The organism is Arthrobacter sp. B2060 (assembly GCF_059090445.1).
In genome coordinates this window covers 329,539-351,941 of the sequence record NZ_JBNHFR010000001.1, presented here as the reverse complement: position 1 = coordinate 351,941, position 22,403 = coordinate 329,539, and the positions used below count along the sequence as shown (strand labels likewise).

Annotated in this window: 21 protein-coding genes and 3 tRNA genes; 16 read left to right on the top strand and 8 right to left on the bottom strand. The window is 66.4% G+C overall.

The window, feature by feature from the left end; genetic code table 11:
• Positions 1–25: 25 nt before the first annotated feature.
• Together hutG and AC5RUM_RS01710 are read right to left on the bottom strand one after the other, a co-directional pair.
• Positions 26–1,057: a formimidoylglutamase gene (gene hutG / locus AC5RUM_RS01715; RefSeq protein ID WP_494033307.1), complete on the bottom strand. Its 1,032-nt coding sequence runs from the start codon at positions 1,055–1,057 to the stop codon at positions 26–28.
• 102 nt (positions 1,058–1,159) lie between these two features.
• Positions 1,160–2,602, bottom strand: coding sequence for an NCS2 family permease (locus AC5RUM_RS01710; protein WP_494033306.1), 1,443 nt, complete (start codon positions 2,600–2,602; stop codon positions 1,160–1,162).
• 109 nt (positions 2,603–2,711) lie between these two features.
• Here AC5RUM_RS01710 and AC5RUM_RS01705 point away from each other — a divergent pair, with 109 nt between their 5' ends.
• Entirely contained in the window at positions 2,712–3,344 is a 633-nt protein-coding gene (locus tag AC5RUM_RS01705; RefSeq protein ID WP_494033305.1) for a copper resistance protein CopC, read from the top strand.
• A gap of 24 nt (positions 3,345–3,368) precedes the next feature.
• Here the strand turns inward: AC5RUM_RS01705 and AC5RUM_RS01700 are convergent, their stop codons facing one another.
• On the bottom strand, positions 3,369–4,010 hold the full coding sequence (locus AC5RUM_RS01700; RefSeq protein WP_494033304.1) for an FAD-binding protein: 642 nt from the start codon (positions 4,008–4,010) through the stop codon (positions 3,369–3,371).
• A gap of 444 nt (positions 4,011–4,454) precedes the next feature.
• Here AC5RUM_RS01700 and AC5RUM_RS01695 point away from each other — a divergent pair, with 444 nt between their 5' ends.
• Positions 4,455–5,492 carry a universal stress protein gene (locus tag AC5RUM_RS01695; RefSeq protein ID WP_494033303.1) on the top strand — a complete coding sequence of 346 codons (1,038 nt, stop codon included), beginning with the start codon at positions 4,455–4,457 and terminating at the stop codon, positions 5,490–5,492.
• Positions 5,493–5,495: 3 nt separating this feature from the next.
• A complete protein-coding gene (locus tag AC5RUM_RS01690; protein ID WP_494033302.1) occupies positions 5,496–8,186 on the top strand; it encodes a PEP/pyruvate-binding domain-containing protein in 2,691 nt (896 codons plus the stop codon).
• Between the two features lie 35 nt (positions 8,187–8,221).
• Here the strand turns inward: AC5RUM_RS01690 and AC5RUM_RS01685 are convergent, their stop codons facing one another.
• Positions 8,222–8,881 (bottom strand): DedA family protein, encoded by a 660-nt coding sequence (locus AC5RUM_RS01685; RefSeq protein WP_494033301.1) that lies wholly within the window; start codon positions 8,879–8,881, stop codon positions 8,222–8,224.
• Between the two features lie 158 nt (positions 8,882–9,039).
• Between AC5RUM_RS01685 and AC5RUM_RS01680 the strand changes: the two genes are divergently transcribed.
• From AC5RUM_RS01680 to AC5RUM_RS01670, 3 genes are read left to right on the top strand one after another with little or no spacing between them, the layout of a single operon-like run.
• Positions 9,040–10,191, top strand: coding sequence for a LolA family protein (locus tag AC5RUM_RS01680; protein ID WP_494033300.1), 1,152 nt, complete (start codon positions 9,040–9,042; stop codon positions 10,189–10,191).
• The gene (locus AC5RUM_RS01675; protein WP_494033299.1) at positions 10,188–11,180 is read left to right on the top strand and encodes an ABC transporter ATP-binding protein; all 993 of its coding nucleotides are present in this window, start codon (positions 10,188–10,190) and stop codon (positions 11,178–11,180) included. Before AC5RUM_RS01680 ends, AC5RUM_RS01675 begins: the two co-directional genes overlap by 4 nt.
• On the top strand, positions 11,167–12,051 hold the full coding sequence (locus AC5RUM_RS01670) for an ABC transporter permease (RefSeq protein WP_494033298.1): 885 nt from the start codon (positions 11,167–11,169) through the stop codon (positions 12,049–12,051). The genes AC5RUM_RS01675 and AC5RUM_RS01670 overlap by 14 nt, the downstream gene beginning before the upstream one ends.
• Positions 12,052–12,057: 6 nt before the next feature.
• Here the strand turns inward: AC5RUM_RS01670 and AC5RUM_RS01665 are convergent, their stop codons facing one another.
• From AC5RUM_RS01665 to AC5RUM_RS01650, 4 genes are all read right to left on the bottom strand, one after another.
• Positions 12,058–13,563, bottom strand: a complete 1,506-nt coding sequence (locus AC5RUM_RS01665; protein ID WP_494033297.1) for a C40 family peptidase — start codon at positions 13,561–13,563, stop codon at positions 12,058–12,060.
• Between the two features lie 225 nt (positions 13,564–13,788).
• Positions 13,789–14,709: a cation diffusion facilitator family transporter gene (locus AC5RUM_RS01660; protein ID WP_494033296.1), complete on the bottom strand. Its 921-nt coding sequence runs from the start codon at positions 14,707–14,709 to the stop codon at positions 13,789–13,791.
• A 10-nt stretch (positions 14,710–14,719) separates the two neighbouring features.
• A complete protein-coding gene (locus AC5RUM_RS01655; protein WP_494033295.1) occupies positions 14,720–15,148 on the bottom strand; it encodes a metallopeptidase family protein in 429 nt (142 codons plus the stop codon).
• Positions 15,149–15,157: 9 nt separating this feature from the next.
• Positions 15,158–16,135 carry a DMT family transporter gene (locus tag AC5RUM_RS01650; protein ID WP_494033294.1) on the bottom strand — a complete coding sequence of 326 codons (978 nt, stop codon included), beginning with the start codon at positions 16,133–16,135 and terminating at the stop codon, positions 15,158–15,160.
• 239 nt (positions 16,136–16,374) lie between these two features.
• Between AC5RUM_RS01650 and AC5RUM_RS01645 the strand changes: the two genes are divergently transcribed.
• The 10 genes from AC5RUM_RS01645 (at position 16,375) to AC5RUM_RS01600 (ending at position 22,252) form a co-directional block, all read left to right on the top strand.
• Positions 16,375–16,447, top strand: a tRNA-Glu gene (locus tag AC5RUM_RS01645).
• A gap of 94 nt (positions 16,448–16,541) precedes the next feature.
• Positions 16,542–16,615: transfer RNA gene (locus tag AC5RUM_RS01640), tRNA-Asp, on the top strand.
• Between the two features lie 48 nt (positions 16,616–16,663).
• Positions 16,664–16,739 (top strand) — tRNA-Phe (locus tag AC5RUM_RS01635).
• Between the two features lie 747 nt (positions 16,740–17,486).
• Complete coding sequence (locus AC5RUM_RS01630) at positions 17,487–19,082, top strand: glycoside hydrolase family 68 protein (protein WP_400577608.1); 1,596 nt, start codon at positions 17,487–17,489, stop codon at positions 19,080–19,082.
• Between the two features lie 325 nt (positions 19,083–19,407).
• The gene (locus tag AC5RUM_RS01625) at positions 19,408–19,866 is read left to right on the top strand and encodes a hypothetical protein (protein WP_494033293.1); all 459 of its coding nucleotides are present in this window, start codon (positions 19,408–19,410) and stop codon (positions 19,864–19,866) included.
• A 125-nt stretch (positions 19,867–19,991) separates the two neighbouring features.
• Complete coding sequence (locus tag AC5RUM_RS01620; RefSeq protein WP_494033292.1) at positions 19,992–20,435, top strand: Asp23/Gls24 family envelope stress response protein; 444 nt, start codon at positions 19,992–19,994, stop codon at positions 20,433–20,435.
• A complete protein-coding gene (locus tag AC5RUM_RS01615) occupies positions 20,432–20,623 on the top strand; it encodes a hypothetical protein (RefSeq protein WP_400577612.1) in 192 nt (63 codons plus the stop codon). Before AC5RUM_RS01620 ends, AC5RUM_RS01615 begins: the two co-directional genes overlap by 4 nt.
• Positions 20,620–21,000 (top strand): hypothetical protein, encoded by a 381-nt coding sequence (locus tag AC5RUM_RS01610; RefSeq protein WP_494033291.1) that lies wholly within the window; start codon positions 20,620–20,622, stop codon positions 20,998–21,000. Before AC5RUM_RS01615 ends, AC5RUM_RS01610 begins: the two co-directional genes overlap by 4 nt.
• Positions 20,997–21,644, top strand: coding sequence for a hypothetical protein (locus AC5RUM_RS01605; RefSeq protein ID WP_494033290.1), 648 nt, complete (start codon positions 20,997–20,999; stop codon positions 21,642–21,644). Before AC5RUM_RS01610 ends, AC5RUM_RS01605 begins: the two co-directional genes overlap by 4 nt.
• Entirely contained in the window at positions 21,641–22,252 is a 612-nt protein-coding gene (locus AC5RUM_RS01600) for a hypothetical protein (protein WP_494033289.1), read from the top strand. Before AC5RUM_RS01605 ends, AC5RUM_RS01600 begins: the two co-directional genes overlap by 4 nt.
• Positions 22,253–22,403: the final 151 nt, after the last annotated feature.

Below are 22,403 nucleotides of genomic sequence, written 5' to 3'. Positions count from 1 at the left end.
CGCGATCCAGCTGCAGTGATCCGGGTCAGCGACGCGTATCCAGCAGGGTATTGACGAGCCGGGCTGCCACCCGGGCGGTGCGGCCGTCGATGTCGAAGGCAGGATTCAGTTCCGCCACGTCCACGTGCAGGAGTTTCCCGCTGGCGGCTGCCTGGCGGCACACAGCTGAGACCAAAGGCAGGGGGACGCCGAATGCCGCCGGCGCGCTCACGCCCGGAGCCACCGCCGCGGGCAGCACGTCGAGGTCGATGGTCAGGTACAGGACGTCAATGTCCGCCAGAAAGTCGGACACGAACGACTGCACGGCGTCCTGGGTGCAGTCCTCGTCCAGGAGATATTTCACTCCGAGACGGTCGGCGGTGGAGAACAGCGCCTGCGTGTTGTTCGGTTGGGAAATGCCGACGACAGCGTAGTTCAGCTGGCGGCCCGCGGCGGCCTCCGCCTGGGCCATCTGGAGGAACGGGGTGCCGGAGCTGGGGGCAGGCTCGTCGCGGAGGTCGAAATGGGCGTCCAGGTTCAGGACTCCGAGCCGCTGCCCGCCGCGGACGGCCTCGGAGCCGGCGACACCGAGGTAGCTCGCAAAGGCCGTCTCGTGGCCGCCGCCCAGCACCACGGTCAGGTTGCCCGTATCAAGGAGGGACGAGACCGCCACGCCTGCCCGCGCCTGGCCGGCTTCGAGGTGGCCCTCCCGGACCACCACGTCGCCGGCGTCGAGGACGGGTCTGTCCAGGTGAAAGGCCAGCGGGCCCAGCGCACCGCGGATGGCGGCGGGCGCTTTTGCGGCACCGGTCCGGCCCTTGTTGCGGCGCACGCCCTCGTCGCTGCAGAATCCGAGGATCACGGCAGGACGCGAGGCCGGTGTCGATGTTCTCCCCGTGGCCCCGGCCCGTGAAGCAGCCCGGACCGGCGGGTCCGGGAGCAGCGGACTGCGGTCCTGCCGGGCTTCTGCATACGGGGTCACGGCCTGCCACCACCGGCGGTGGGCGGCACCGTCACCGTCGAAACGGCCCGTCCACGGGTGGGGCTGAACATCGACCGAGAGCGCAGGAAAGTCCATGCTCCAAGCTCACCGCACGGAGGGGGCGAAAACCAGCCGTGCCGCCGTCGGGATGTCTGAAATCCCGGATCCTCCCTCCCGCGAGCCTTCCGCGAGATGGCATCAGGCCATGCCGAGCGCCTGTTCGATGGGTCCGATGGCGAAGAACAGGACGAAGGCGGCGGCCACTGCCCACATGAGCGGGTGCACCTCCCGGGTACGGCCCTGGAATGTGCGGATGAGGACGTAGGAGATGAACCCCGCGCCCAGGCCGTTGGCGATCGAGTAGGTGAAGGGCATCAGAGTGAAGGTGAGGAAAGCGGGGATGGCGATGCCCCAGTCCTGCCAGTGGATCTTGCCCACTTGGGCCACCATCATGAAGCCGACCACCACGAGGGCGGGGGCCACGGCCTCGAACGGCACCAGATTGATGAGCGGGGTAAAGAACATGGCCACGAGAAACAGCAGTCCGGTCACGATCGAGGCAAGGCCTGTTCGGGCACCTTCGCCGATGCCCGCTCCGGATTCGACGTAAATCTGGTTGGAGGACACGGACGCGCCGCCGCCGACGATGGCGCCGAGGGCGTCCACTTGCAGCACACGGTCCACGTTGGGGATGTTGCCGTCCTTGTCCACGGTTCCGGCCTCGTTGGCCAAGCCCACCATGGTCCCCATCGCGTCGAAAAAGATGCTCAGCAGGATCACGAACGCCAGGAGCGCGGCCGCCACGAAACCGAGGTGCTCGAAGGCGCCGACAGGGTCCGCCTTGCCGATGAGGGAGAGGTCGGGGGCAGCCCATTCGGTGAACGTCGGAGCGACCAGCGACCAGCCCTGCGGGTTGTAGTTCGTGCCGTCGAAGCTCGGCCCGATGTGCAGCGTGACCTCAAGGATCACGGACAGGATGGTGGAGACGATGATGCCGATCAAAATGGCACCCCTGACGTTGCGGACCAGCAGGGCGATGGTCAGGATCAGGCCGAACACGAACACCAGCGTTGGCCATCCCAGAAGTTTGCCGTCAAAACCGAGGCCTACGGGGACGGTGGTGCCGGCAGCGTCCGGGATGCGGCGCACAAATCCGGCGTTGACCAGGCCGATCAGGGCTATGAACAGGCCGATCCCCACCACGATCGCCGTCTTGAGCCCGTCCGGGACAGCCTTGAACACTGCGGTCCGGAAGCCGGTCAGCACCAGGATCAGCATTGTGGTTCCGGAGAGGACCACCAGGCCCATCACGTCCGGCCAGGTCAGGCCCGGGTTGGTGGCCACCGTGACTGCCACGAATGCATTGACGCCCAGTCCGGTAGCTATGGCGAATGGGTGCTTGGCCCACGCACCCATGAGGATCGTCAGGATACCCGCAGCGAATGCGGTGACAGCCGCCACGGCAGGGAAGCCGAGGGTGGCACCCGAGGAGTCCGGGCCGGAAAGAATCAGAGGGTTCAGCACCACGATGTAGCTCATGGCGAAGAACGTGGCAAAACCGCCGCGGATCTCGCGGGAGAAGTTTGACCCCCGTTCGGAAATCTTGAAATACCGGTCCAGTGCAGAGCCCTGCTTAAGCATTAGTCCTCCGGGGGTTTGTGGGGATGCTTGCATCCTATTCGGTGATCGGGATGCTCCCCGGTGAATTCGCCTAGTCTGTAAGGAAGCCAACACGAGGAGAAATCCGCCCATGCATTCCATCCGCCAACTGCTGACCGCCGTCGTGGGCGCCGTCGCCTTCGCTGCCCTGCTTTGTGTCGCCGGCCCGGCCTCCGCCCACGACGCCGCCGTGTCAAGCAGCCCCGCCGACGGCGCCACCGTCGCCGCGCCGCCCGCCAAGGTATCCATCACCTTCAACAACAACCCGATGGGGTTGGGTTCACAGGTGCGGGTCAATGATGCCGCCGGCACGGACTGGGCGGACGGCAAGGTGGAGATCATTGACAACGTGGCCTCGCAGAAGCTGCGCGAGGGAGCCCCGGCCGGCAAGTACACGGTGCTGTGGCGCGTGGTCAGTTCGGACTCGCATCCCATCGAGGGGACGTTCACCTTTACGGCAACCGCCGGGGCGGAAGGCTCGACGACGGCGGCGGCGGTTCCCACGGTCGGCACACCGCAGCCGGGTGTCACCCCGGCCCCCGAGACTGCGCCGGACGCTTCGGAGCCATTCCCGTGGAGCCTGGTGGTGTTCGTTGCCGTGGCCGTAGGCCTGCTCGTGACCCTTGGCGTCCTGGCACACCGCAAGCTGGTTGTGGGGAACGAGGAAGAGGACCCGGATGCCGGGGACGCGGCCACAGGCGGCGCGGGCGCCAAGCGTCCTTAGAGCACAGGGCCTTAGAGCAGGGCCTTAGACAGGGGCGGGGAGGGCCGCGAAGCTACCCGTCAGGACAGACGGGACGCTGTCAGGGTTTACCTTGGCCGAAATTGCCCGGCCCACCACCTTGGCCTGCCGCAGTACCTCCTTGGGGGTAGGGGTGATGAGTTCGCCCACTCCCACGAGGTAAATGCCGACGGCGCGCATGGCGGCCACCAGGTTCTGGCCCACGGAGATGCCCAGATCGGTGAGCATCCGGCGCAGCTGGCCGTTGGCACACCGTGTGAGGATGATGTGGTCTGCCAGCAGCACGCCGTCGGGGGTATGGACCGCCCAGCGGTGGCGGGAATCGCCGGCCGCCGCAGAACCCATCTTGTCCAGCAGCACTGCGCAGGTGTCGTTCCGGATGTCCATCTGGTGGCTCGCGGCGTAATTGCGGAGGTGGCGGATGATCTCGTTGCGCTCCTCCCTTGACGAGTCGCCGGGGTCACCGCAGCGTTGCGGGGGTGCCGGCTGGGAGGCCTGGGACGAACCGGGGAACTCCAGCCCGTTCACGATTATCGAGTCCACGCCACAGCGGCGGAGTTCGGTGGCGACGGCCAGGCCGGGAAGGCCGGCACCTATGACCACGGCGGTGGTACGTTCTGCCCTGCTGAGACCAGGCGTGCTTGACACTACAGCGTCCTCCTCGAAAATTTCGAGGTGCAGGGGCATCGGCGCCCTGCACCGTCCGCTGCCCCAGCAAGCAGACATAAACCACTGTCCGAACGTGTTGTGGCACACAGATATCGGATCAACAGTGCCTCGAAGACTACAGACTTTTTCGGCCGCTGGGTAGCCCATCCCGGACATTGAATGTGAAGCCCCCGGGGAGCAGGACCAAGGCTGGGGAGAGCATCCTCTGACGGGGCCCGGACGCGCGCGAAAAAGCGGGTGCAGGAGGTGCCCTCAGGTGCCCTCTGGCCTGCTTGCTAACTGCTCTTTGACCGAGAATAGTTATGACAAAGAGCAGGTCTTTTTACAATCCGGCAAAGAAGACCTGCCGGGTGACGGCGATCGTGCCTCCTTCTGGCACAATGGCCGCATCACCAGGGCAGTACGCGAGGAGGCGGACCCACAATGGGCGCACACGAGTTGCATCCGGACCCGGCACGGGATGGCGGCGGCAGGTCCGCCAGGCCCGAGGGAATAGTGGTCGGCGTCGACGGCTCGGACCATGGGCAGTGCGCCCTGGTGTGGGCGGCCCGCGAAGCCGAGCGCCGCCGTCGTCCTCTCCACATAGTCACGGCCTACTCGGTTCCTATTTTCGCGGCGTCAGGCCTCGACGGCGGGTACGCGACCGTCGACGACTCCGTGATCCGTGAGGGTGCAGAGGCCATTCTGCAGCATGCCGTGGACAAGGTCGCCGCCTACAACATCGACGTCTCCGCCGCCGTCGAAAATGGGGACGCCTCCGGCGTCCTGCTGGAATTGTCGGAAACCGCGGAGCTCCTGGTCGTTGGAACGCGCGGCCGGGGCGGCTTCGTGGGACGGCTTCTGGGCTCTGTCAGCAGTGCGATGCCGGCACACGCCAAGTGCGCCACGGTCACCGTACCCCTGATCTGCGCAGACCGGCTGGGAGAAACCACACAGGACAAGCACATTAGGGCGGAGCAGGCCAAGGCCGGCCGCGTGCCCGTGGAGAACGTCGTCGTCGTTGGCGTGGACGGCTCCGAACAGGCCCGCGTGGCGGTGCTCGAGGCCGCGGCCCAGGCCGAAAGGCTCGGCGCACCGCTTCGGGTGATCTGCGCGGTGCCGCAGTACAGCGGCTCGCTGGCGTGGGTTCCCGCGCCAATGGACCGGGAAGCCCTGTTCGCCGACATTCAGGTCCAACTGAAGGCCGGGGTCGCCTGGCTGCAGAGCCACTACCCAGGGCTCGCCATCGAAACCCGGCTCCTGGACGGATCGCCGGTGGACGTGCTGGTGGAAGCGAGCCGCCACGTTGAGCTGGTGGTCGTGGGTACCCGGGGCCGCGGCGGTTTCACCGGCATGCTCCTGGGGTCCACGTCGGACGGTGTTTTGCACCACGCCAAGAGCCCGGTCATGGTGGTGCCTGACAGGGAGGATCCGAGGCTTGCGGACCGCGCCAGCTTCGGGCCGATGCTTGGCGACTCATAACCCATGAGCGCGCTGGCGCTCGGCCTGGGCGCTGTCAACGCCGACATGCTGCCCCAGGTGGGCGGCAAGGCCGCGAACCTGGGTGAGTTGCTGGCGGCCGGGTTACCTGTGCCCGAGGGCTTCTGCCTCACCACCGCTGCATACCGTGAGGCGACGGCTCCGCTCGGACTCGATGAAGTGCACCGCTCCCTGAAGGCAACGCCCGCCGACGACCTGGAAGCCCTCTCAGGCTTGGGCGGCAAGGCCCGAAGCCTGATCACGGCGGCCGATCTGCCGCCCGGGATCGTAGCCTCGCTGCGGTCGGCATACAGCGCCCTGGGCACCGCCGGGCAGCCGGACGCGCCGGTGGCAGTCAGGTCCTCGGCCACGGCCGAGGACCTGCCGTTTGCCAGTTTCGCCGGGCAGCAGGACACCTATCTGAACGTGGTCGGCACAGACGCCCTGCTGGCCGCGGTGCGGAACTGCTGGGCGTCCCTCTGGACCGACCGTGCTGTTGCCTACCGCGCCAGCCGCGGCATCGATCCGTCCACGGTGGCGCTCGCCGTCGTCGTCCAGCGCATGGTGGACGCTGCCGTTGCGGGAGTCATGTTCACCGCGAACCCCGTGACTGGCCGCCGCCGCGAGTCAGTGATCGACGCCAGTCCCGGCCTGGGCGAAGCCGTGGTGTCCGGCGCCGTCAATCCCGACCACTTTGTGGTGGACATCGGCTCCGGGACGATCCTTGAGCGGCGGTTGGGAGATAAACGGCTCGTCATCCGCCCGGTGCCAGGGGGCGGCACCGTACACGTGGACCGGCCGGCCTCAGGAGGAAAGCCCTGCCTCACGGACCCCCAGATCCGCGAACTGGCCGCGCTGGGAAGCCGGGCAGAAGCCCACTACGGTTCTCCACAGGACACCGAGTGGGCCATCGATGCTGCGGGCAAAGCCTGGCTGACGCAGTCACGCCCCATCACCACCCTGTATCCCCTGCCGGGGCCGGATGCCGGACATCCGGCCGGCAGGGAGGGCACACGCATCTTTCTCTGCTTCAGTCTTGCCCAGGGACTGACGAGGCCTCTTACGCCGATGGGGATCGCAGCCCTCCGGATCTTCGGGTCCTCGGTGGCCCGGGCTGCATCCTTCGATGTGCCCGATGCCAGGACAGGCCCTCCGCCTTTCGCCGAAGCGGGCCAACGGATCTTCGTCGACGTGACGGGGGTGGCCCGGAGCACCGTGGGACGCTTTATCGTCCCCAAGGTGTTTGACGTCATGGAGGCGCGCTCGGCAGCCGTGCTGCGCAGCGTCTTCACCGACCCGCGATTTTCAGTCACCAGCCGTACGCCATGGCGCCTGCTCCGGCGGGTGGGACCGGTGGTCCTGCGCGGACGCGTGCCGGAGTCCCTGTTGCGTGCCCTGCTCCGGCCGGAAGCCGCGCTCCGCCGAGTTGACCGTTTCACGAGGAACTTCAGCGACGCCCTGGAGCTTCCGTCCGGAGCGTCTCCGCTGCAGCGGCTGGATCACGCGGAGCGGGTACTCGCGGGGGTCTTTCCCATCGCGCCGGCCATCTTTCCGCTGCCTGCGCTCGGCTTTGCCCTGCTGGCCGTCGCCGGCAAACTGCTGGGCGGACGCGATCGCCGCGGGGATTTGCAGCCCATTCTTCGCGGGCTGCCCAACAACGTCACAACTGAGATGGATCTGGAGCTGTGGCGGCTGGCTACTGACATCCGTTCGGACCGCGACTCGCGCCTTGCGTTTGAGGACCAGCCTCCCGCCGTGTTGGCCCAGCGCTTCAGCGCAGGGGAACTGCCTGACGCGGCGCAGCAGGGGCTGGACGCCTTCCTGAAACGGTACGGGCACCGGGCAGTTGCCGAAATCGACGTCGGCATGCCGCGCTGGAGGGACGATCCCACCCACATTCTCGGCGTCCTTGCCAACTATCTCCGGCTCGAGGATCCCGCTCTCGCCCCGGACCGCCAGTTCCGCCGGGCCGAGGACGAAGCCGGGGCCCAGATTGCCCGGCTCGTCGCGGAGGCCCGCTCAAGGGGCCGCGTCCGCGGCGCCATTGTCCGGGCCGCACTGAGGCGGGCGCGGCTCTTAATCGGCCTGCGCGAACGTCCCAAGTACCAGATAGTCCTGGCACTCGCGGAGGTCCGCAAGCAAGTGGCAGCCGCGGGGGCCGAACTGGCACGCCAAGGACGGATTGCCCGGGCCGGTGACGTCTTCTTCCTGGACTTCGCCGAGGTGCGGCAGGCCCTGGGCGGCACAGATATGCAGGACCTCGTGGCACGGCGGCAGGGAGCCTATTACCTGGAGCTGGAACGGCGCCACATCCCGCGGATGCTGCTGTCCGACGGCACCGAACCTGAAACTGTGCTTGCGGCGGGTGCCGCCGCGGACGGCTCGCTGGTGGGAAGCCCGGCGTCCGCGGGAATCGCGACCGCGCCGGCGCGCGTCATTCTGGACCCGGTGGGGGCGCACCTGGAACCGGGTGAAATCCTCGTGGCCCCGTCCACGGATCCCGGGTGGACCCCGCTGTTCCTCACCGCCGGCGGCCTCGTCATGGAAATGGGCGGCCCCAATTCGCACGGCGCGGTGGTGGCGAGGGAGTACGGCATACCCGCCGTCGTCGGCGTCCCGGACGCAACGTCCCGCCTCCGGACGGGTCAGGAAATAACGGTCGACGGCGGCGCCGGCACCGTGGTGCCCGGCAGTTAGAAGCTACGGCAGCTAGAAGCTCCCGCAGGTAGATGCTACTGGGGGCGTTCGGCCGACTTCCTCCTCCGGACATAGCGGACGATGAGCCAGACAACGAAGAGTCCGAGGCCCGCATATACCGCGAAGTTCAGGTACCGCGAGTACTGCTCGACCATGGAGTATTGGCGCCCGAGGATGGATCCCAGACTGATCAGGGTACTGTTCCAGATGCCGCTTCCCGCGATGGTGAAAAGACTGAAGGTGCCCAGATGCATCCGCTGGGCGCCTGCCGGCAGCGAGATGAAGCTTCGCACGCCCGGAAGCAGCCGGCCAAAGAATATGGCGGATTTGCCGTGGCGCCGGAACCAGTCATTTGCCGCTTCGAAGTCCTCACGGTCCACGAGGGGGAGCTTGCAGAGCAAGCGCATTGACCGCTCGAGCCCCACCTTGGCTCCCAGGAAATACAGTGCCAGAGCACCCAGATAGGCGCCGAGTGTGCTGGTGACCAGGACCAGGCCCAGGTGCAGGGTGCCCTGGCGTGTCAGGAAGCCGGCGAGCGGAAGGATGACCTCGCTGGGGATCGGCGGGAACACTGTTTCGGCCAGGGTAAACAGCCCGACGCCCCATTCCCCCAGCGCCTCGATGGACCGCGCCGCAAACCCGACAATTCCGGTCATCTCATCTGCGGGACTGGAGGCGGCGATCGGGGTGCGCATTGTTCAGGGCTCCTGAAGCTGGATCAACGGCGTCCCGTCCAGTCTGTCGCAGTAAGAGTACTTAGGAAAGCTGGGGAGCAATCCGGGGCTGTCAGGAGAAAGGCGCCGAGGCGTACCCTGAGGATATATAAAGCTGCGACGTCGGAGCGGAGTTAGAGATGACCTCCAAGTGGCTGCGGTGGATGCCTGCCGCGGCCGTACCTGCTGTAATCGCTGCCGGGGTATTGGCAGGATCTGTACCCGCCAGCGCCCGTGATCCGCTGCCGGACAAGACGCCGGCACAGGTGCTTGCCATGATCGCGCAGCACACCACCAAGGCCCTTTCGGGGACCGTTGAGCAGACCTCAGAGCTTGGCCTGCCGGATGTTCCGCAGATTGGCCCTACCTCCGGGGCAGGAACAGGCTCCATCGCCGAACTGCTGACGGGCCCGCACAGCGCACGGGTTTACGTCGACGGACCTGTCAAGGTGCGGATCCAGGTCATGGACAGGCTCGCCGAGCGGGACGCCGTGCGGCAGGGCAATGAGCTGTGGCTGTACAACTCCAAGGACAACACGGCCACCCATGTGACTCTCCCGGACAAGGCTGCCGGCAGCAGTCCGCCGGCCACCAGGATGCCGGGATCCGTGCTTACGCCGGAGGAACTGGCTGCCCGGATGCTGGCGAAGATTGACTCCTCGACGGACGTGACCGTCGGTGACGACGTGGAGGTGGCCGGCCGCGCGGCATACAGCCTGAGGCTGACCCCGCGGTCGGAAGGAACGCTGGTTGAGTCCGTGGCCATTGCCGTGGACGGCGAAAGGGGCCTGCCGCTCAGCGTTGAAATCCGCGCCCGCGGACAGGTCGAGCCAGCGTTCCGGGCCGCATTCTCCAGCCTGAAGTTCGAGGCGCCGGACGCCGGACTCTTCAACTTCACGCCGCCGCCGGGTGCCACGATCAAGGAAGTGGTAGTGCCGGGATGGCCGCACGCAGCAAAGGATCCCGGCAGGCACCACGGGACACACCAGCCTCCGGGCGCCCGGCTGAACTCCCCGTCGGTGACGGGCTCGGGCTGGGAGAGCATCGTCAGCTTCCCGGCCCGTGCCGCGGTGCCTGATGCGAGTGCACCGAACACGGGTACACCGAACGCCGGCGTTCCGTCCATTGACGGCCTGCTGTCCGACCCGCTGCTGAGGCAGGCCACTGTGACCGTCCCCGGAGGCCGGGCGATCTCTACATCCCTGCTGAATGTCCTGCTGACTGACGACGGCCGCGTAGTCGCCGGGTCCGTACCCTTGGAGCGGCTTCAGGCAGCCGCTGCCGCGAGGTGACGCCCGCTCACCGGGCCCCGGGACTCGCCATCGAGACCCGGGAACTGACCAAGCGCTTTGGCCATCAGGTGGCCGTCGACAGCATTGACTTGGCTGTGCCGCAGGGATCCGTTTTCGGGTTCCTGGGCCCCAACGGTTCCGGCAAAACCACCACCATCCGCATGATGCTCGGGCTCGCCTCCGCCACCGCCGGTTCCGTCGGTGTGCTCGGCCTGGACATGCCGCGCCGGCTCGACGAAGTGCTGCCAAGGGTGGGCGCCCTGGTTGAGGGACCCGCGTTCTATCCGTTCCTCTCGGGGGCGGCAAATTTGCACCGTTTAGACGCCGCGGACCGGCATGCGGTTCCCGGCACCCGGCGTGCCCGGGTAACGGAAGCACTCGAGCGGGTGGGGCTGTCACACGCCGCCCGCAAGAAGGTCCGGGCCTACTCGCTCGGCATGAAGCAGCGGCTGGGAATTGCCAACGCCCTGCTCTCCCGGCGGGAATTGCTGGTGCTTGATGAACCGACCAATGGACTGGATCCGCAGGGCACCCGGGAAGTGCGAAGCCTGGTCCGCTCGCTGGCCGCCGACGGCGCCACCGTGTTTGTTTCCAGCCATCTGCTCGCTGAAGTGGAGCAGATCTGCACACACGCGGCGATCATGAGCGCCGGCCGGCTCGTGGCCCAAGGCACGCTGCCCGAACTCCGTCAGGCCGGCTCGGCGCAGCTGCGGCTTCTCACGCCCGACGCCGGTGCGGCTTCGGACGTTCTGGCCCGGTTTGGCATGACTCCGGTCATCGGACATCCGGACGGCCAGGGCGTCGTCATCACCGCCATAGTGCCTGACGCCGTGCCCGACGCCATGGCGCCGGGAGCCATAGCTCCGGAATCAATCGTGGCGGCACTCGTGGCGGACGGCGTGCGGATCCGTGGCTTCACCGTGGAGCGCGGCAGCCTGGAGGACCGCTTTGTGGCCCTGACGGGGGAGGGCTTCGATGTCGCGCAGTGATTCGGTTTCGGACAGTAAGCGGACAGTCAACAGCGCGGGGGAGGCCAGACGCCGGCCGTCCAGCGCATCGTTGTTCGGGTCAGAGCTGACGCTGCTGTTCCGGCGGCGCAGGACCCAGGCCCTGCTGCTGGCGCTGGCCGCCATACCGGTGATGATCGCCGTCGTCGTCCGGATTTCCTCGTCGGTCCCGCCGGGCCGGGGGCCGGCGTTCCTGGACCGCATCACCCAAAACGGGCTGTTCGTCGGGGTGACAGCCATGATCGTTGCTGTGCCGCTGTTCCTGCCGCTGACAATCGGCGTCGTGGCGGGGGACACCATCGCCGGCGAGGCCGGGCACGGCACGCTCCGGTACTTGCTCGTGGCTCCTGCCGGGCGCGTGCGTCTGCTCCTGGTGAAATATGTGGGTGCGGTGGCATTCTGCGTCGCGGCACCGCTGGCGGTGGCACTCGCCGGGGCCGGCATCGGTGCCGCGCTTTTCCCCATCGGTCCGGTGACCCTGCTCTCCGGTGACGTGGTGGAGCCGGGCGAAGCATTCAGCAGAATGCTGCTGATCGCCACCTACCAGACGGTTTCGCTGCTGGGACTTTCGGCGATCGGACTCTTCCTGTCCACCCTGACTGACGTGCCGGTGGGAGCCATGGCTGCCACGATCGTCCTATCCGTGGCATCGCAGGTGCTGGACCAGTTGCCGCAGCTGGAGTGGCTGCATCCGTGGCTGTTCAGCCATTACTGGTTTGGATTCGCGGACCTGCTCCGCCAGCCCATCGGATGGGATTCCTTCACCGATAACGCCCTGCTGCAGGCGGGCTATATCGCTCTTTTCGGTGCCTTGGCATACGGCAGGTTTGTCAGCAAGGACGTGCTGTCATAGGCCCGGCTAGTAGCGCGCCGCCACAGGGTGGAGCTGCATGCCGGCCATCGTGCCCAGATCCGTCACTGTGATCCCGGCAGACGGGTTCAGGGCCTGCACCACCCTGCCGCCTCCCAGGTAAATGGCCACGTGATAGAAGCCGGGAGCTGATCCCCAGACGAGGAGGTCACCCGGCTGAGCCTGGGACAGGGGCACGTGGACGGGCGCCTGCGAGAATTGCGCTGCGGCCGTGCGCGGCAGGAATTTCCCGGCCGCCGCGAAGGCATTCTGCACGAGTCCTGAGCAGTCAAAGCCGTAGGCGCCGGTACCGCCGTACTCGTAGAAATAGGGCTTTCCCACCTTGCCCAGGGCGACGGATATGGCGGTCTGGTTGGAGCCTCCCGGCGACGGAGCGGGGGCGGGCTGTACCGGTTGCGGTGCGGGAGCGGGAATGACCGGGGCCGGTGCCGGCGGAGCGGGGCGGACAGGGGTGACGGCTGGCGCGGGGGCCGCCGGCGGTGCCGGAGCAGGGGCCGCCGGCCTCGCAGGCGCCGGGACCGGCTCCGCAGGCACCCGGGCCGGGGCTGCGGGTGCCCGGACTGCCGGAGCCCGCACTGCAGGCGTGCCGACTGCGGGCGTGCCGCCTGCAGGGGATTGCGCGGCAGGGGCCGGAACCGCAGCAGCCCGATCAGCAGCCTGATCACCTGCAGGGTCGGCGGCGGCCGTTACGGCGGCGAGACGGGCTTGTTGCCGCTGCCGTTCGAGCCCCTCGATCCTTGCCGATTCGAGGGCGGCGGTGGTGCGCCGCAGGGAGGCCAGTTGGCCAACCAGAATGGACCTCTGCGCCTTGGCCTCGATTACTGCCTGCAGTTGCGCGGCGTTGGCCTGCTCGGCCGCGGCCTTGAGCGATTCGGCGGTCTTGGCGGCATCGTCCGCTGCCCGCCGGGCGTCTGCGGCGGCCGCGGTCAGGGACGCTGCCGCCGAGGCAGTGGCCTCAGCCGTTTCGAAGGCGCGGCTGCGGCCGGCGGAGAGGGCCTGCAATGTGGCTGCCTGCTCCAGGACGTCGCCGTTGCCGGCGACGAAGCTGCTGAGTGCGGGGTTCAGTCCGCCGCTGCGGTACAGGTCCCCGGCCAACCGGCCGATCTCCTTGCGGCTCTTTTGCTGCGCTTTTTCCGCGGCATTGGCCCTTGCGGCCGCTCCGTCGGCGGCACCTGTCCGCACCCGTAGTTCCACCAGGGCGTCGCTGTAGGCGTTGTTGGCTTCCAAGCTCCGGGCGAACGTGCTTTCCTGGGCGGCGGCTGCCTCCGCCAGGAGGCCCTCGATGTCGGTGACTTTTGCCGCCGTCGTGCTTTCACTGGTCTTGGCAGCGGCGATGTCTTCGGGGGCAGGGACCTGCGGCGACGCCGGAACGGTTACGGCGCCGGGGAAGGCACCCGCCGGCCTGTCAGCGTGTGCCGGTCCCGCCAAGGATCCAAGCAGCGCAGCGGCGGCGAACAGCGCGGCGGCCCTGCGGCCGGGACGGGTCGATCTCATTCGCAAACCTCGCAGCGTTCAGGCCGGGACGAACGAGCGTTGAGGTGGCACGGAAGTGCCCCTCTGCCTGCCCAGCAGGACCGAGGTTACGTGTTCATATTCACTTTGGCAACAAGAGTCTCATCCTTAACATAAACAACTTGAGTGTCATTCAGCTGGATTTCCCGGGCGTGTCGCACTGTCGAGCGAGGAACCTTTGGGGGCGAGGATCGTCAGCCCGCACGCTCAGGCGTGCTGATGCGATTCGTGCTCGGAGTGGCTGGCAGGTTCGAGCTGAAAGGTGCAGTGCTCGGTGTCGAAGTGCGAGCCGAGGCAGGTGGTGAGCTTGTCCAGGACCTGGTCAGCCCCGCGGGCGCTCAGCACGTCGTCCTCCACCACCACGTGGGCGGAGAACACCGGCACACCCGACGTGATGGTCCAGATATGGATGTCGTGGACCGCCACCACGCCCGCCACTGAGAGGATATGTTCGCGGATCATCTGGACCTCCACCCCTTTCGGGGCGGCCTCCAGCAGCACGTCCACAACGTCCCGCAGCAGGTGCCAGGCCCGCGGCAGGATCATGATGGCAATGACGACAGAGGCGATGGTGTCCGCAGCAAGGAATCCCGTGAGCATGATTACCACGGCCGCGGCGATGACCGCCATTGAGCCCAGGAGGTCACCCAGCACCTCGAGGTAGGCCCCCCGGACATTGAGGCTTTCCTTCTGGGCGCCCCGCAGGATCAGCAGCGAGACAAGGTTTGCGGCGGCCCCGAGGACGGCGGCGTACAGCATGATGTCCGTCTGCACTTCCGGCGCGGCACCGATCCTTCGGACGGCCTCCGTGAAGATCACCACGGCGATCGCCACGAGGATCAGCGCGTTGGCGAGGGCGGCCAGGACCTCGGCGCGCTGGTAGCCATAGGTCCGCAGGTCACTCGCCGGGCGGGACGCGATCCACGCCGCAAGGAGCGCGATGAAGATGCCCGCCGCGTCTGAGAGCATGTGCCCGGCGTCCGCGAGCAGTGCCAGGGAGCCCGACAGCGCGGCACCTGCCACCTGAATGAGAACAACGGCCACTGTGATGGCCAGGACGGCGATCAGGCGCCGGCGGTGCTTGCCGGTCGCCGTGAGGCCCGGGGCATGGTTGTGGTCGTGTCCCATGCCTATAAGGCTAATCCCAACCGAGTTCGTGGAGCCGGTCGTCGTCGATTCCGAAGTGGTGGGCGATCTCGTGAACCACTGTTACGGCGACTTCCTCGACCACGTCCTCGCGGGAGGAACAGATGTCCAGGATGGGCTGGCGGTAGATGGTGATGCGGTCCGGCAATGAGCCCGCGTCCCACCACGAGTCGCGCTCGGTCAGGGGGACACCCTCATAAAGCCCCAGGAGCACAGTGTCCGGGTCCTCCCCTGGCTGGGGTGTGTAATCGTCCTCGATGAAGACGGCCACGTTGTCCATGGCGCGCGCAATGTCTGCGGGAATCATGTCCAGGGCGTCGCTGACGGCTGCCTCGAAATCGGTTTCGGACATGTCGAAGCCGGGGGAATCGCTGGCGCCGTCGGGAACGATGGGAAGTCCTGGCGGCAGGTTTGCGGGCATACCCAAACTTTAGCGGGATCTCCGCCGGGTGAGGCCCACGCCCACCAGGCAGACGGCGCCGCCTACAAGGCCCCAGACGGTGGGGATTTCTCCGAGCACCGCCCAGGAGATCAGCACCGTGGTGGCCGGCACCAGGTAGGTGGTGGCGGCCAGCTTGCCTGCGTCGATGAGGGAGAGGGCATATGCCCAGGTGGTGAACGCTATGGCCGTCGGAAAGACGCCGAGGTAGACGAGGCCCAGGGTGGCCGGCAGCGGCGCCGCCTGCAGTTCGTTGACCAGCTGGCCGGTGAACGGCAGGCAGCACAGGAACCCCACCATGATGCCGAACCATGTGGCCTGCCCCGCCGAGAACTTCCGCAGCACCGGCTTCTGGATAATCACGCTGACGGCGGCGAGTGCGGCCGCCAGCAGGCAGAGCAGCACGCCGGCCACGTCCCCCGTCGACCGCTGCCCGGAGCCGAGCGCAATCACCGCCACGCCGCCAAAAGCCACGACGCTGCCGATGATGAGCCACCGTGGGAACCCCTCCTTGAGGACGATGCCCGCCAGGACAGCGATCAGAATGGGGTTGACGTTGATCAGCAGCGCGGCTGTCCCGGCATCGAGCAGGTGCTCGGCGGCGTTGAGCGCAACGTTGTAGCCGCCGAACCACATCACCCCGAACGCGAGTATGGGCCACCATTCCCGTCCCCGCGGCAGCAGGCGCAGTTTTGGCAGGACCACTACGCCAAGCGCGACGGCGGCAATTGCCAGCCGCCCCAGTGTCAGGGAGCCGGGGGAGAAGCTGGGACCGACGGCCCGGATGCCCACAAAGGCGGACGCCCAAAGCACCACTGTGATGACGACGGCGGCGACGCCCAGTCTGCTGATCGGTGGTGCTGCCTGGCCGGGCGGTGGGGGAGAGGCGGGTGTGGGGTTTGCGGGACCGGAAGATCCCTTGTGGGGATCTGCCGGCTGACTCGGGCCGGTGCGGGCGGTGGTTGCCATGGTGCCAATCTAGCCCTGTGTCCGCTCCCAGGGCTGGCGGAAATCGGTCACTTCTAGGCGAGAAACTGCCAAGTTTTCCGCGGTCCTGCCGGGGCGTTGGGCCCGCAGCACCGCCGATTTTGGAAATTCCCGGAGGAGGCTCTATAGTTTTAGAGGTCCAGTTCGGAGCAACTCGAAGGGACAAAAACGAAAGGCTTCGGCCCTTTATTTTTGCCCGGAACAACCCGTACTGAGTTCAGGCCCCCATCGTCTAGCGGCCTAGGACACCGCCCTTTCACGGCGGCGGCACGGGTTCGAATCCCGTTGGGGGTACGCAAGGAAGTGGTCAAACCGGACCAAAAAGTCTGGTAGGCTAAAAGCCTTGAAAAACGCAGTAGCGATACTGCAAACAGCAAGAAACAAGCAAGGCCCTGTAGCGCAGTTGGTTAGCGCGCCGCCCTGTCACGGCGGAGGTCGCGGGTTCAAGTCCCGTCAGGGTCGCTCTGATTGCCAGAAGAAATTCCGGCTCTCAAGGTGACACGTCACCAAGGCTCTGTAGCTCAGTTGGTAGAGCGTTCGACTGAAAATCGAAAGGTCACCGGATCGACGCCGGTCGGAGCCACCAGCTAGAACCCCGCAGTTCCCAGTGTTTACACGGGAATGGCGGGGTTTTTTCGTTGCCGAATTCTTCCCGTTGCCAGCCCCAGATCCTGTGCGTCTCTGGGCTTACCCCCAGCCTCCTGGTGCAGGCAGATTTCGTCACCCGCCCCTGGCTGGCCGTCCAGAGCCGCTCGGACCTGTGCATCCCGGGCGCCCGTGGCCTTGGACGCCGATGGCGCTCCGACAGCTGTCCGCGACGAGGTGCCCACGACAGGTGTTCACCAAAGGCCACCACAACCAGATGCCTGCCACTCGGTCTTGGTTGTCGGCCGCGCCCCACCGACGTGTGGCGTCTGTCTCAGTTCAGATGATCACTTCATAGACGCTCGGTATGGCGGATATCACTCTTCTGGGCCAGGGCCGAATGCCAAAGCGGAGGTGACGTCATTGTTACGTTCCGGTTGATGTATTTCCTAGGCTGTGGCACGCGCGCGCAAACCTAAATGTAAGCGCTTGCATCCCTGCGCGCCGAGGCAATGAAATCTCCCAAAACCGGGTTGTACTCGGCTGACAACGTTGTCTACCGTGGAGTGCGGGCCGGGATATGTATGACATCTCCAGGCTTCTCAACACGGGGGACCACCCAACCCCCGTTCTCCCTCGACACAACGGCGTCCTCGATGACGCACGTCGTGTCAGCGGGGCCTCCGGAGTGCCGGGGACAGGGCACCAGCCCGTCTTCCACGAACGTAACTCCGCGAGAAGAGAAAAAATGCACAAGCACCCCAATACCCCCCGGATGCTGCGGTGGCGCCCCGCCGCCGCAGCGCTGGCGGCGGCTGTTGCAGCCTCAACGTTCCTTGCCACGCCGTCGGCGCAGGCAAACGAACCGGCCGATCCGCCGGCCCAGCAGCAGATGCCGGCTCCCACTCCGGGCTTCCCCCTGCCCACGAAGCACACGCAGAAGGCCTACGACCCGGAGTCGGACTTCACCTCGAAGTGGACCCGTGCCGACGCGAAGCAGATCATGGCGCAGAGCGACTCGACGGTAAAGCCCGGCGAGAACTCAATGAGCCCGGACGTCACCATGCCGGAAATCCCCGAGGACTTCCCCACCATGAACGACGACGTGTGGGTTTGGGACACCTGGTCCCTGACGGATGAGCACGCCAACCAGATCAGCTACAAGGGCTACGACGTCATCTTCTCCCTCGTTGCTGACCGCCACGCAGGCTATGGCTTCGATCAGCGCCACTGGAACGCCCGCATCGGCTACTTCTTCCGCAAGACCAACGCCGACCCGGCCAAGGACAAGTGGAACTACGGCGGACACCTCTTCCTGGACAACACTTCCATCGGCAACACCGAATGGTCCGGGTCCACCCGCCTCATGAAGGGCAACCAGGTGAACGTGTTCTACACGGCCACCACGTTCTACGACGTCAAGGAGCGCAATGCCGGCGGCGGCGGAATTGCCCCTGACGCTGTTATCGCCAAAGCTCTCGGCAAGATCCACGCCGATGAGAACGGCGTGACTTTCGACGGCTTCAAGCACCACAAACTGCTCGAGCCGGACGGCAAGATGTACCAGACCAAGGAACAGAACCCGGGCTTCGCCTTCCGCGACCCCTACACGTTCGCCGACCCGGCACACCCCGGTAAGACCTTCATGGTCTTCGAAGGCAACACCGGTGCCAAGCGCGGCGACTACCGCTGCAAGAACGAGGACCTGGGTTACCGCAAGGGCGACCCCAACGCTGAAAGCCTCGACGAGGTCAACAACAGCGGCGCCTACTACCAGACCGCAAACGTCGGCCTGGCCGTGGCCGAAAACAAGGACCTGACCAAGTGGAAGTTCCTGCCCCCGATCCTCTCCGGAAACTGCGTCAACGACCAGACCGAGCGCCCGCAGATCTTCATCCAGAATGAGGGCGGCAAGAACAAGTACTACCTGTTCACGATCAGCCACCAGTTCACCTATGCTGCCGGCATGCGCGGACCCGACGGCGTCTACGGCTTCGTGGGCGACGGCATCCGCTCTGACTACCAGCCGATGAACAACAGCGGCTTGGCTCTCGGTTCCCCCACGGACCTGAACCTGCCGTCCGAATCCCCGGAAGCACCCACCCCGCAGCAGAACGGCCGCCAGTTCCAGGCCTACTCGCACTACGTGCAGCCCGGCGGCCTGGTCCAGTCCTTCATCGACAACGTGAACGGCGTCCGCGGCGGTTCCCTCTCGCCCACTGTGAAGATCAACTTCCGCGACGGCGTATCCCAGGTTGACCGCAGCTTCGGCAAGAACGGCCTTGGCCCGTTCGGCTACCTGCCCACCAACGTCCGCGTCGGCGGCGAAGGCCTCTACAAGTAAAGCGGGCTTTTGCCTGTGGCCGGTGATTAGGCCCCAGAGCAGTACACCGGCACAGCAGTAGAGCAGCACAGCAGTACATCGGCGGAGGCGCCCGGACCAGGTCCGGGCGCCTCTGCTGCGTTTGGCGGCCGGCCTGATCTTTGTTCTATATATACGCGACATACGCGGTATACGCGCGCCCGTCGAACGCAGGAGTGAGGGCTGTCAACTTGGAATGCATGCCGCGTCCGCAGCTAGACTCGCACGCCGGGGGATACGGCCGGCTCTTGCAACCGGCCAGTCAAGGCCGCCCGTCGGCGGTGAATCTATCCAGGAAATGTGAACCGTGAAAAACTTTGCCCGCATGCTGACCGTCACTTCCCTTTTCGCCGCAGTGGCACTTACGGCCTGTACCGCCCCGACGGCAGGCAGCGCGCCGTCGTCGTCGTCCAATGATTCCGGGGCCTCGAGCAGCCCTGCTGCCGCACAGGGGGCCAGCACGCCGTCGGGCGCCTTTGGCGGCTTCGCCACAGCCGCGGAAGCCTGCAAGGCCATCGCTGAGCAGGCCACCGGTGCCTCGCTCCTGCCTATGTCCGCTGCCCAGGGAAAGACCGCAGAGCTTGAGCAAAAGAAGGCGGAGCTCAGCGAAACGGCGCAGCTTGTGCCCGACTCGCTCAAGGCAGACTTCGCCAAGCTGAACGAGGTGGCGGTGGCAGGTCTGACTGACCAGACCGTCTACTCCAGCGGCAAGTTCCAAGAGGCCATTGCCCCGGTAAACCAATGGCTGGCCAGTAACTGCGCCTAGGGTCCCCGCCTAGAGTCCGTGCCCGGAGTCCGTCCCCGGAACGGCTGGGCGAATCGTGCCCCTGCCACCCCTGACGTTGTCGGACCTAGGGGATAGGGTTGTGTTCAACAGAAGGGGAGCGCCTGATGGAATACCAGAATCCGGATCCTGCCGGCATCCGCACGCAAACGGCCCTCAGTCAGACCGGGGGCGGCGGACGGACAGTCATTTCTGAAACAGCGGTCGCCAAGGTGGCCGGAATCGCCGCCCGCGCCGTGCCGGGCGTCTACTCGCTGGGGACGGGTTCGTCCAGGGCCTTGGGAGCGTTCCGGGACGCGGTAGGCAGCTCAGACCACGCCGGGGTGCATGCCGAGGTAGGCGAGACCCAGGTCGCCGTCGATATCACGCTCGTCGCAACCTACGGCACACCGCTGCACTCCCTGGCCAACCAGGTTCGGGCCGCTGTCTATTCGGCAGTTGAGAAACTTGTTGGACTTCAGGTCATCGAAGTGAATGTCGAAATCAACGATGTCTACATCGCGCCGCCGGTGAAGCCCGCGGCAGCACCTGAGAGGGAGGCGATCCAGTGAGCCTGACGGTCGTGGGAATCGGAATCGGTGCGTTCGTGGCTTTCATGTCGCTCCAATTCGGATTGTGGGGGTTCCTGGTTTCCCTGCTCTTCATGGGCCTTGGCGCCCTGCTGGGCCGCGCCGCAGAAGGGAAACTGGACCTGCGCAGCGTCATCGATGCACTGACCGGCCGGCGCTCCTCGTCATGAGCGCGGAAGGGGAAGCGACTCCGAGCCGGCTCTACAGCGGTCACAACAGGATCAGCACCCAGGCCCTGACAAGCCTGGCGAGGGCGGCGGCCGGTGCGGCGCTGGGGATTCCTCCGCACGATGTCCGCGCGGACTGGTCGGACGACGACGGCCTGCTGGCGTTGTCCCTGGTCACACCGATCAAAATCCCTTCCCTGACGGCCGTCGTGCGGGATCCCGCACGCGTTCCTGCTTTTGGCGGCTCCATCTGGGAGCGGGCGGTTTCGGCCAGATCCGAGATCCTCACCACAGTCACAGAACTCAGCGGCGCCAGGCTGAGCAGGGTGGATATCCGCATCAGCGGCGCGCACGTCACGGAAAGGGGCCGGGTCCGTTGAGCTCAGTCATCGAACGGAAGAACCCGGCAGATGGAGACCCGGCCGATGCGGCCGAATCAGGGAACGCCGGATCCTTTGACATGCGCCGTGTCCTCCAACGGGAAACCCACTCCTCGCGTGCCGTAGCAGCCTGCCTCGCAGCCGTCCTCGTCGGCCTCGTTTCCCTCTACGGCCTGCTTGAGGCGGCAGTCCGGGCGATCGGCCAGCCTCCGTGGCTCATCGACCCCAAATCAGCGGCCGAACGGATCGTTGCGCTGCCGAACGGCGTCCCGCCACTCCTGCTGGGCGTCACGGGTGCCGTGGTGGCGGCAGTAGGGCTCTTCTTCTTCCTCAGCGCCGTACTTCCCGGACGCAGGGCGAGGCATTTGCTCGAAGAGTCCGGGGTCGCTGTGGTGGTGGACGATGAAGTCATCGCATCCGCCCTGGCCCGCCGGGCACGCCAAGCGGCCAACGTCACGCCGGAGCAGGTCATGGTTGTGGTGTCCCAGCGCCAGGCGGTGGTGAACGTCCGCCCCACATCAGGTGTTCCCGTAAGTGAGAACGCTGTCCGTGAGGCTGTCGAGGACGAACTCCTTTCCATGGCGCCCATCCCGCTGCCAGAAGTCCGGATCAACCTGGCGGAGTCGGGGGTGATCGGGGCATGAACAGCACCCCGCGCCTGCTCAACAGGATCCTCATCGGGATCCTCGGCCTCATGCTCCTGACGGTGGGCATGCTGCTCATGCTGCTGGCCTCGGTTCCCGCTGTCGGATCGTGGTGGCAATCCTGGTCCGGCGGCGTCTGGAAAGGCGCCAATCAGCTTTTTGACGGGACAAGGTTCCCCGGCCGGCAGGAGAGTTGGCTTTGGATCGTCCTCTCACTCTTCCTGGTCCTCCTGATAGGGCTCATGGTGGCGTGGGTCGCCCAGCAGGGAAAGGGGCGGTCCGGGCTATTGCTGGCCGCCGAGGACCCCGGCGGGGTACCGGGAGACGTCCGCATCGGCGGCGGCGTGGCGGAGCAGTCCCTGAAGAATGCACTTGCCGAACGTCCCGATCTCGCCGGTGCCACGGTCACCACATACGAGGTCCGCGGGCAGCCAGCGCTCAAGATCCGCCTTCACCCGAGGCCCGGTGTGGCGCCGCACCTTCTGGCGGCGGATGCATCGGACCTTGTTGCGGCCCTGGACGAAGTTGTGGGCCAGAAGACACCTGTGCTGGTGCACATAGCCGTCGGTGCCCGCTCACGCTTCAGCCGCGCGGAGCGCGTCCGCTGATTGTGACCTCCACATGTCCCGCCCCGGCGTGGGCCTTTGCCTCCGGACCAGCCCGGCGCCTAGTTTGAAGGAGAGGGGTAGTGGCTGCAGGTCACCACTGCCCGCTGACGGGTCCAACAACCCCGCAAGGCCGTCGAAGAAGGAGAACACT

What these genes read in the sequence shown, in the direction of transcription:
- AC5RUM_RS01685 (WP_494033301.1), bottom strand. Translation starts at nt 8,881, where the DNA reads ATGCGCACCCCGATCGCCGCCTCCAGTCCCGCAGATGAGATGACCGGA.
- AC5RUM_RS01695 (WP_494033303.1), top strand. Translation starts at nt 4,455, where the DNA reads ATGGGCGCACACGAGTTGCATCCGGACCCGGCACGGGATGGCGGCGGC.
- AC5RUM_RS01655 (WP_494033295.1), bottom strand. Translation starts at nt 15,148, where the DNA reads ATGCCCGCAAACCTGCCGCCAGGACTTCCCATCGTTCCCGACGGCGCC.
- AC5RUM_RS01600 (WP_494033289.1), top strand. Translation starts at nt 21,641, where the DNA reads ATGAACAGCACCCCGCGCCTGCTCAACAGGATCCTCATCGGGATCCTC.
- AC5RUM_RS01620 (WP_494033292.1), top strand. Translation starts at nt 19,992, where the DNA reads ATGGAATACCAGAATCCGGATCCTGCCGGCATCCGCACGCAAACGGCC.
- AC5RUM_RS01670 (WP_494033298.1), top strand. Translation starts at nt 11,167, where the DNA reads ATGTCGCGCAGTGATTCGGTTTCGGACAGTAAGCGGACAGTCAACAGC.
- AC5RUM_RS01710 (WP_494033306.1), bottom strand. Translation starts at nt 2,602, where the DNA reads ATGCTTAAGCAGGGCTCTGCACTGGACCGGTATTTCAAGATTTCCGAA.
- AC5RUM_RS01610 (WP_494033291.1), top strand. Translation starts at nt 20,620, where the DNA reads ATGAGCGCGGAAGGGGAAGCGACTCCGAGCCGGCTCTACAGCGGTCAC.
- AC5RUM_RS01660 (WP_494033296.1), bottom strand. Translation starts at nt 14,709, where the DNA reads ATGGGACACGACCACAACCATGCCCCGGGCCTCACGGCGACCGGCAAG.
- AC5RUM_RS01650 (WP_494033294.1), bottom strand. Translation starts at nt 16,135, where the DNA reads ATGGCAACCACCGCCCGCACCGGCCCGAGTCAGCCGGCAGATCCCCAC.
- hutG (WP_494033307.1), bottom strand. Translation starts at nt 1,057, where the DNA reads ATGGACTTTCCTGCGCTCTCGGTCGATGTTCAGCCCCACCCGTGGACG.
- AC5RUM_RS01690 (WP_494033302.1), top strand. Translation starts at nt 5,496, where the DNA reads ATGAGCGCGCTGGCGCTCGGCCTGGGCGCTGTCAACGCCGACATGCTG.
- AC5RUM_RS01680 (WP_494033300.1), top strand. Translation starts at nt 9,040, where the DNA reads ATGACCTCCAAGTGGCTGCGGTGGATGCCTGCCGCGGCCGTACCTGCT.
- AC5RUM_RS01705 (WP_494033305.1), top strand. Translation starts at nt 2,712, where the DNA reads ATGCATTCCATCCGCCAACTGCTGACCGCCGTCGTGGGCGCCGTCGCC.
- AC5RUM_RS01665 (WP_494033297.1), bottom strand. Translation starts at nt 13,563, where the DNA reads ATGAGATCGACCCGTCCCGGCCGCAGGGCCGCCGCGCTGTTCGCCGCC.
- AC5RUM_RS01630 (WP_400577608.1), top strand. Translation starts at nt 17,487, where the DNA reads ATGCACAAGCACCCCAATACCCCCCGGATGCTGCGGTGGCGCCCCGCC.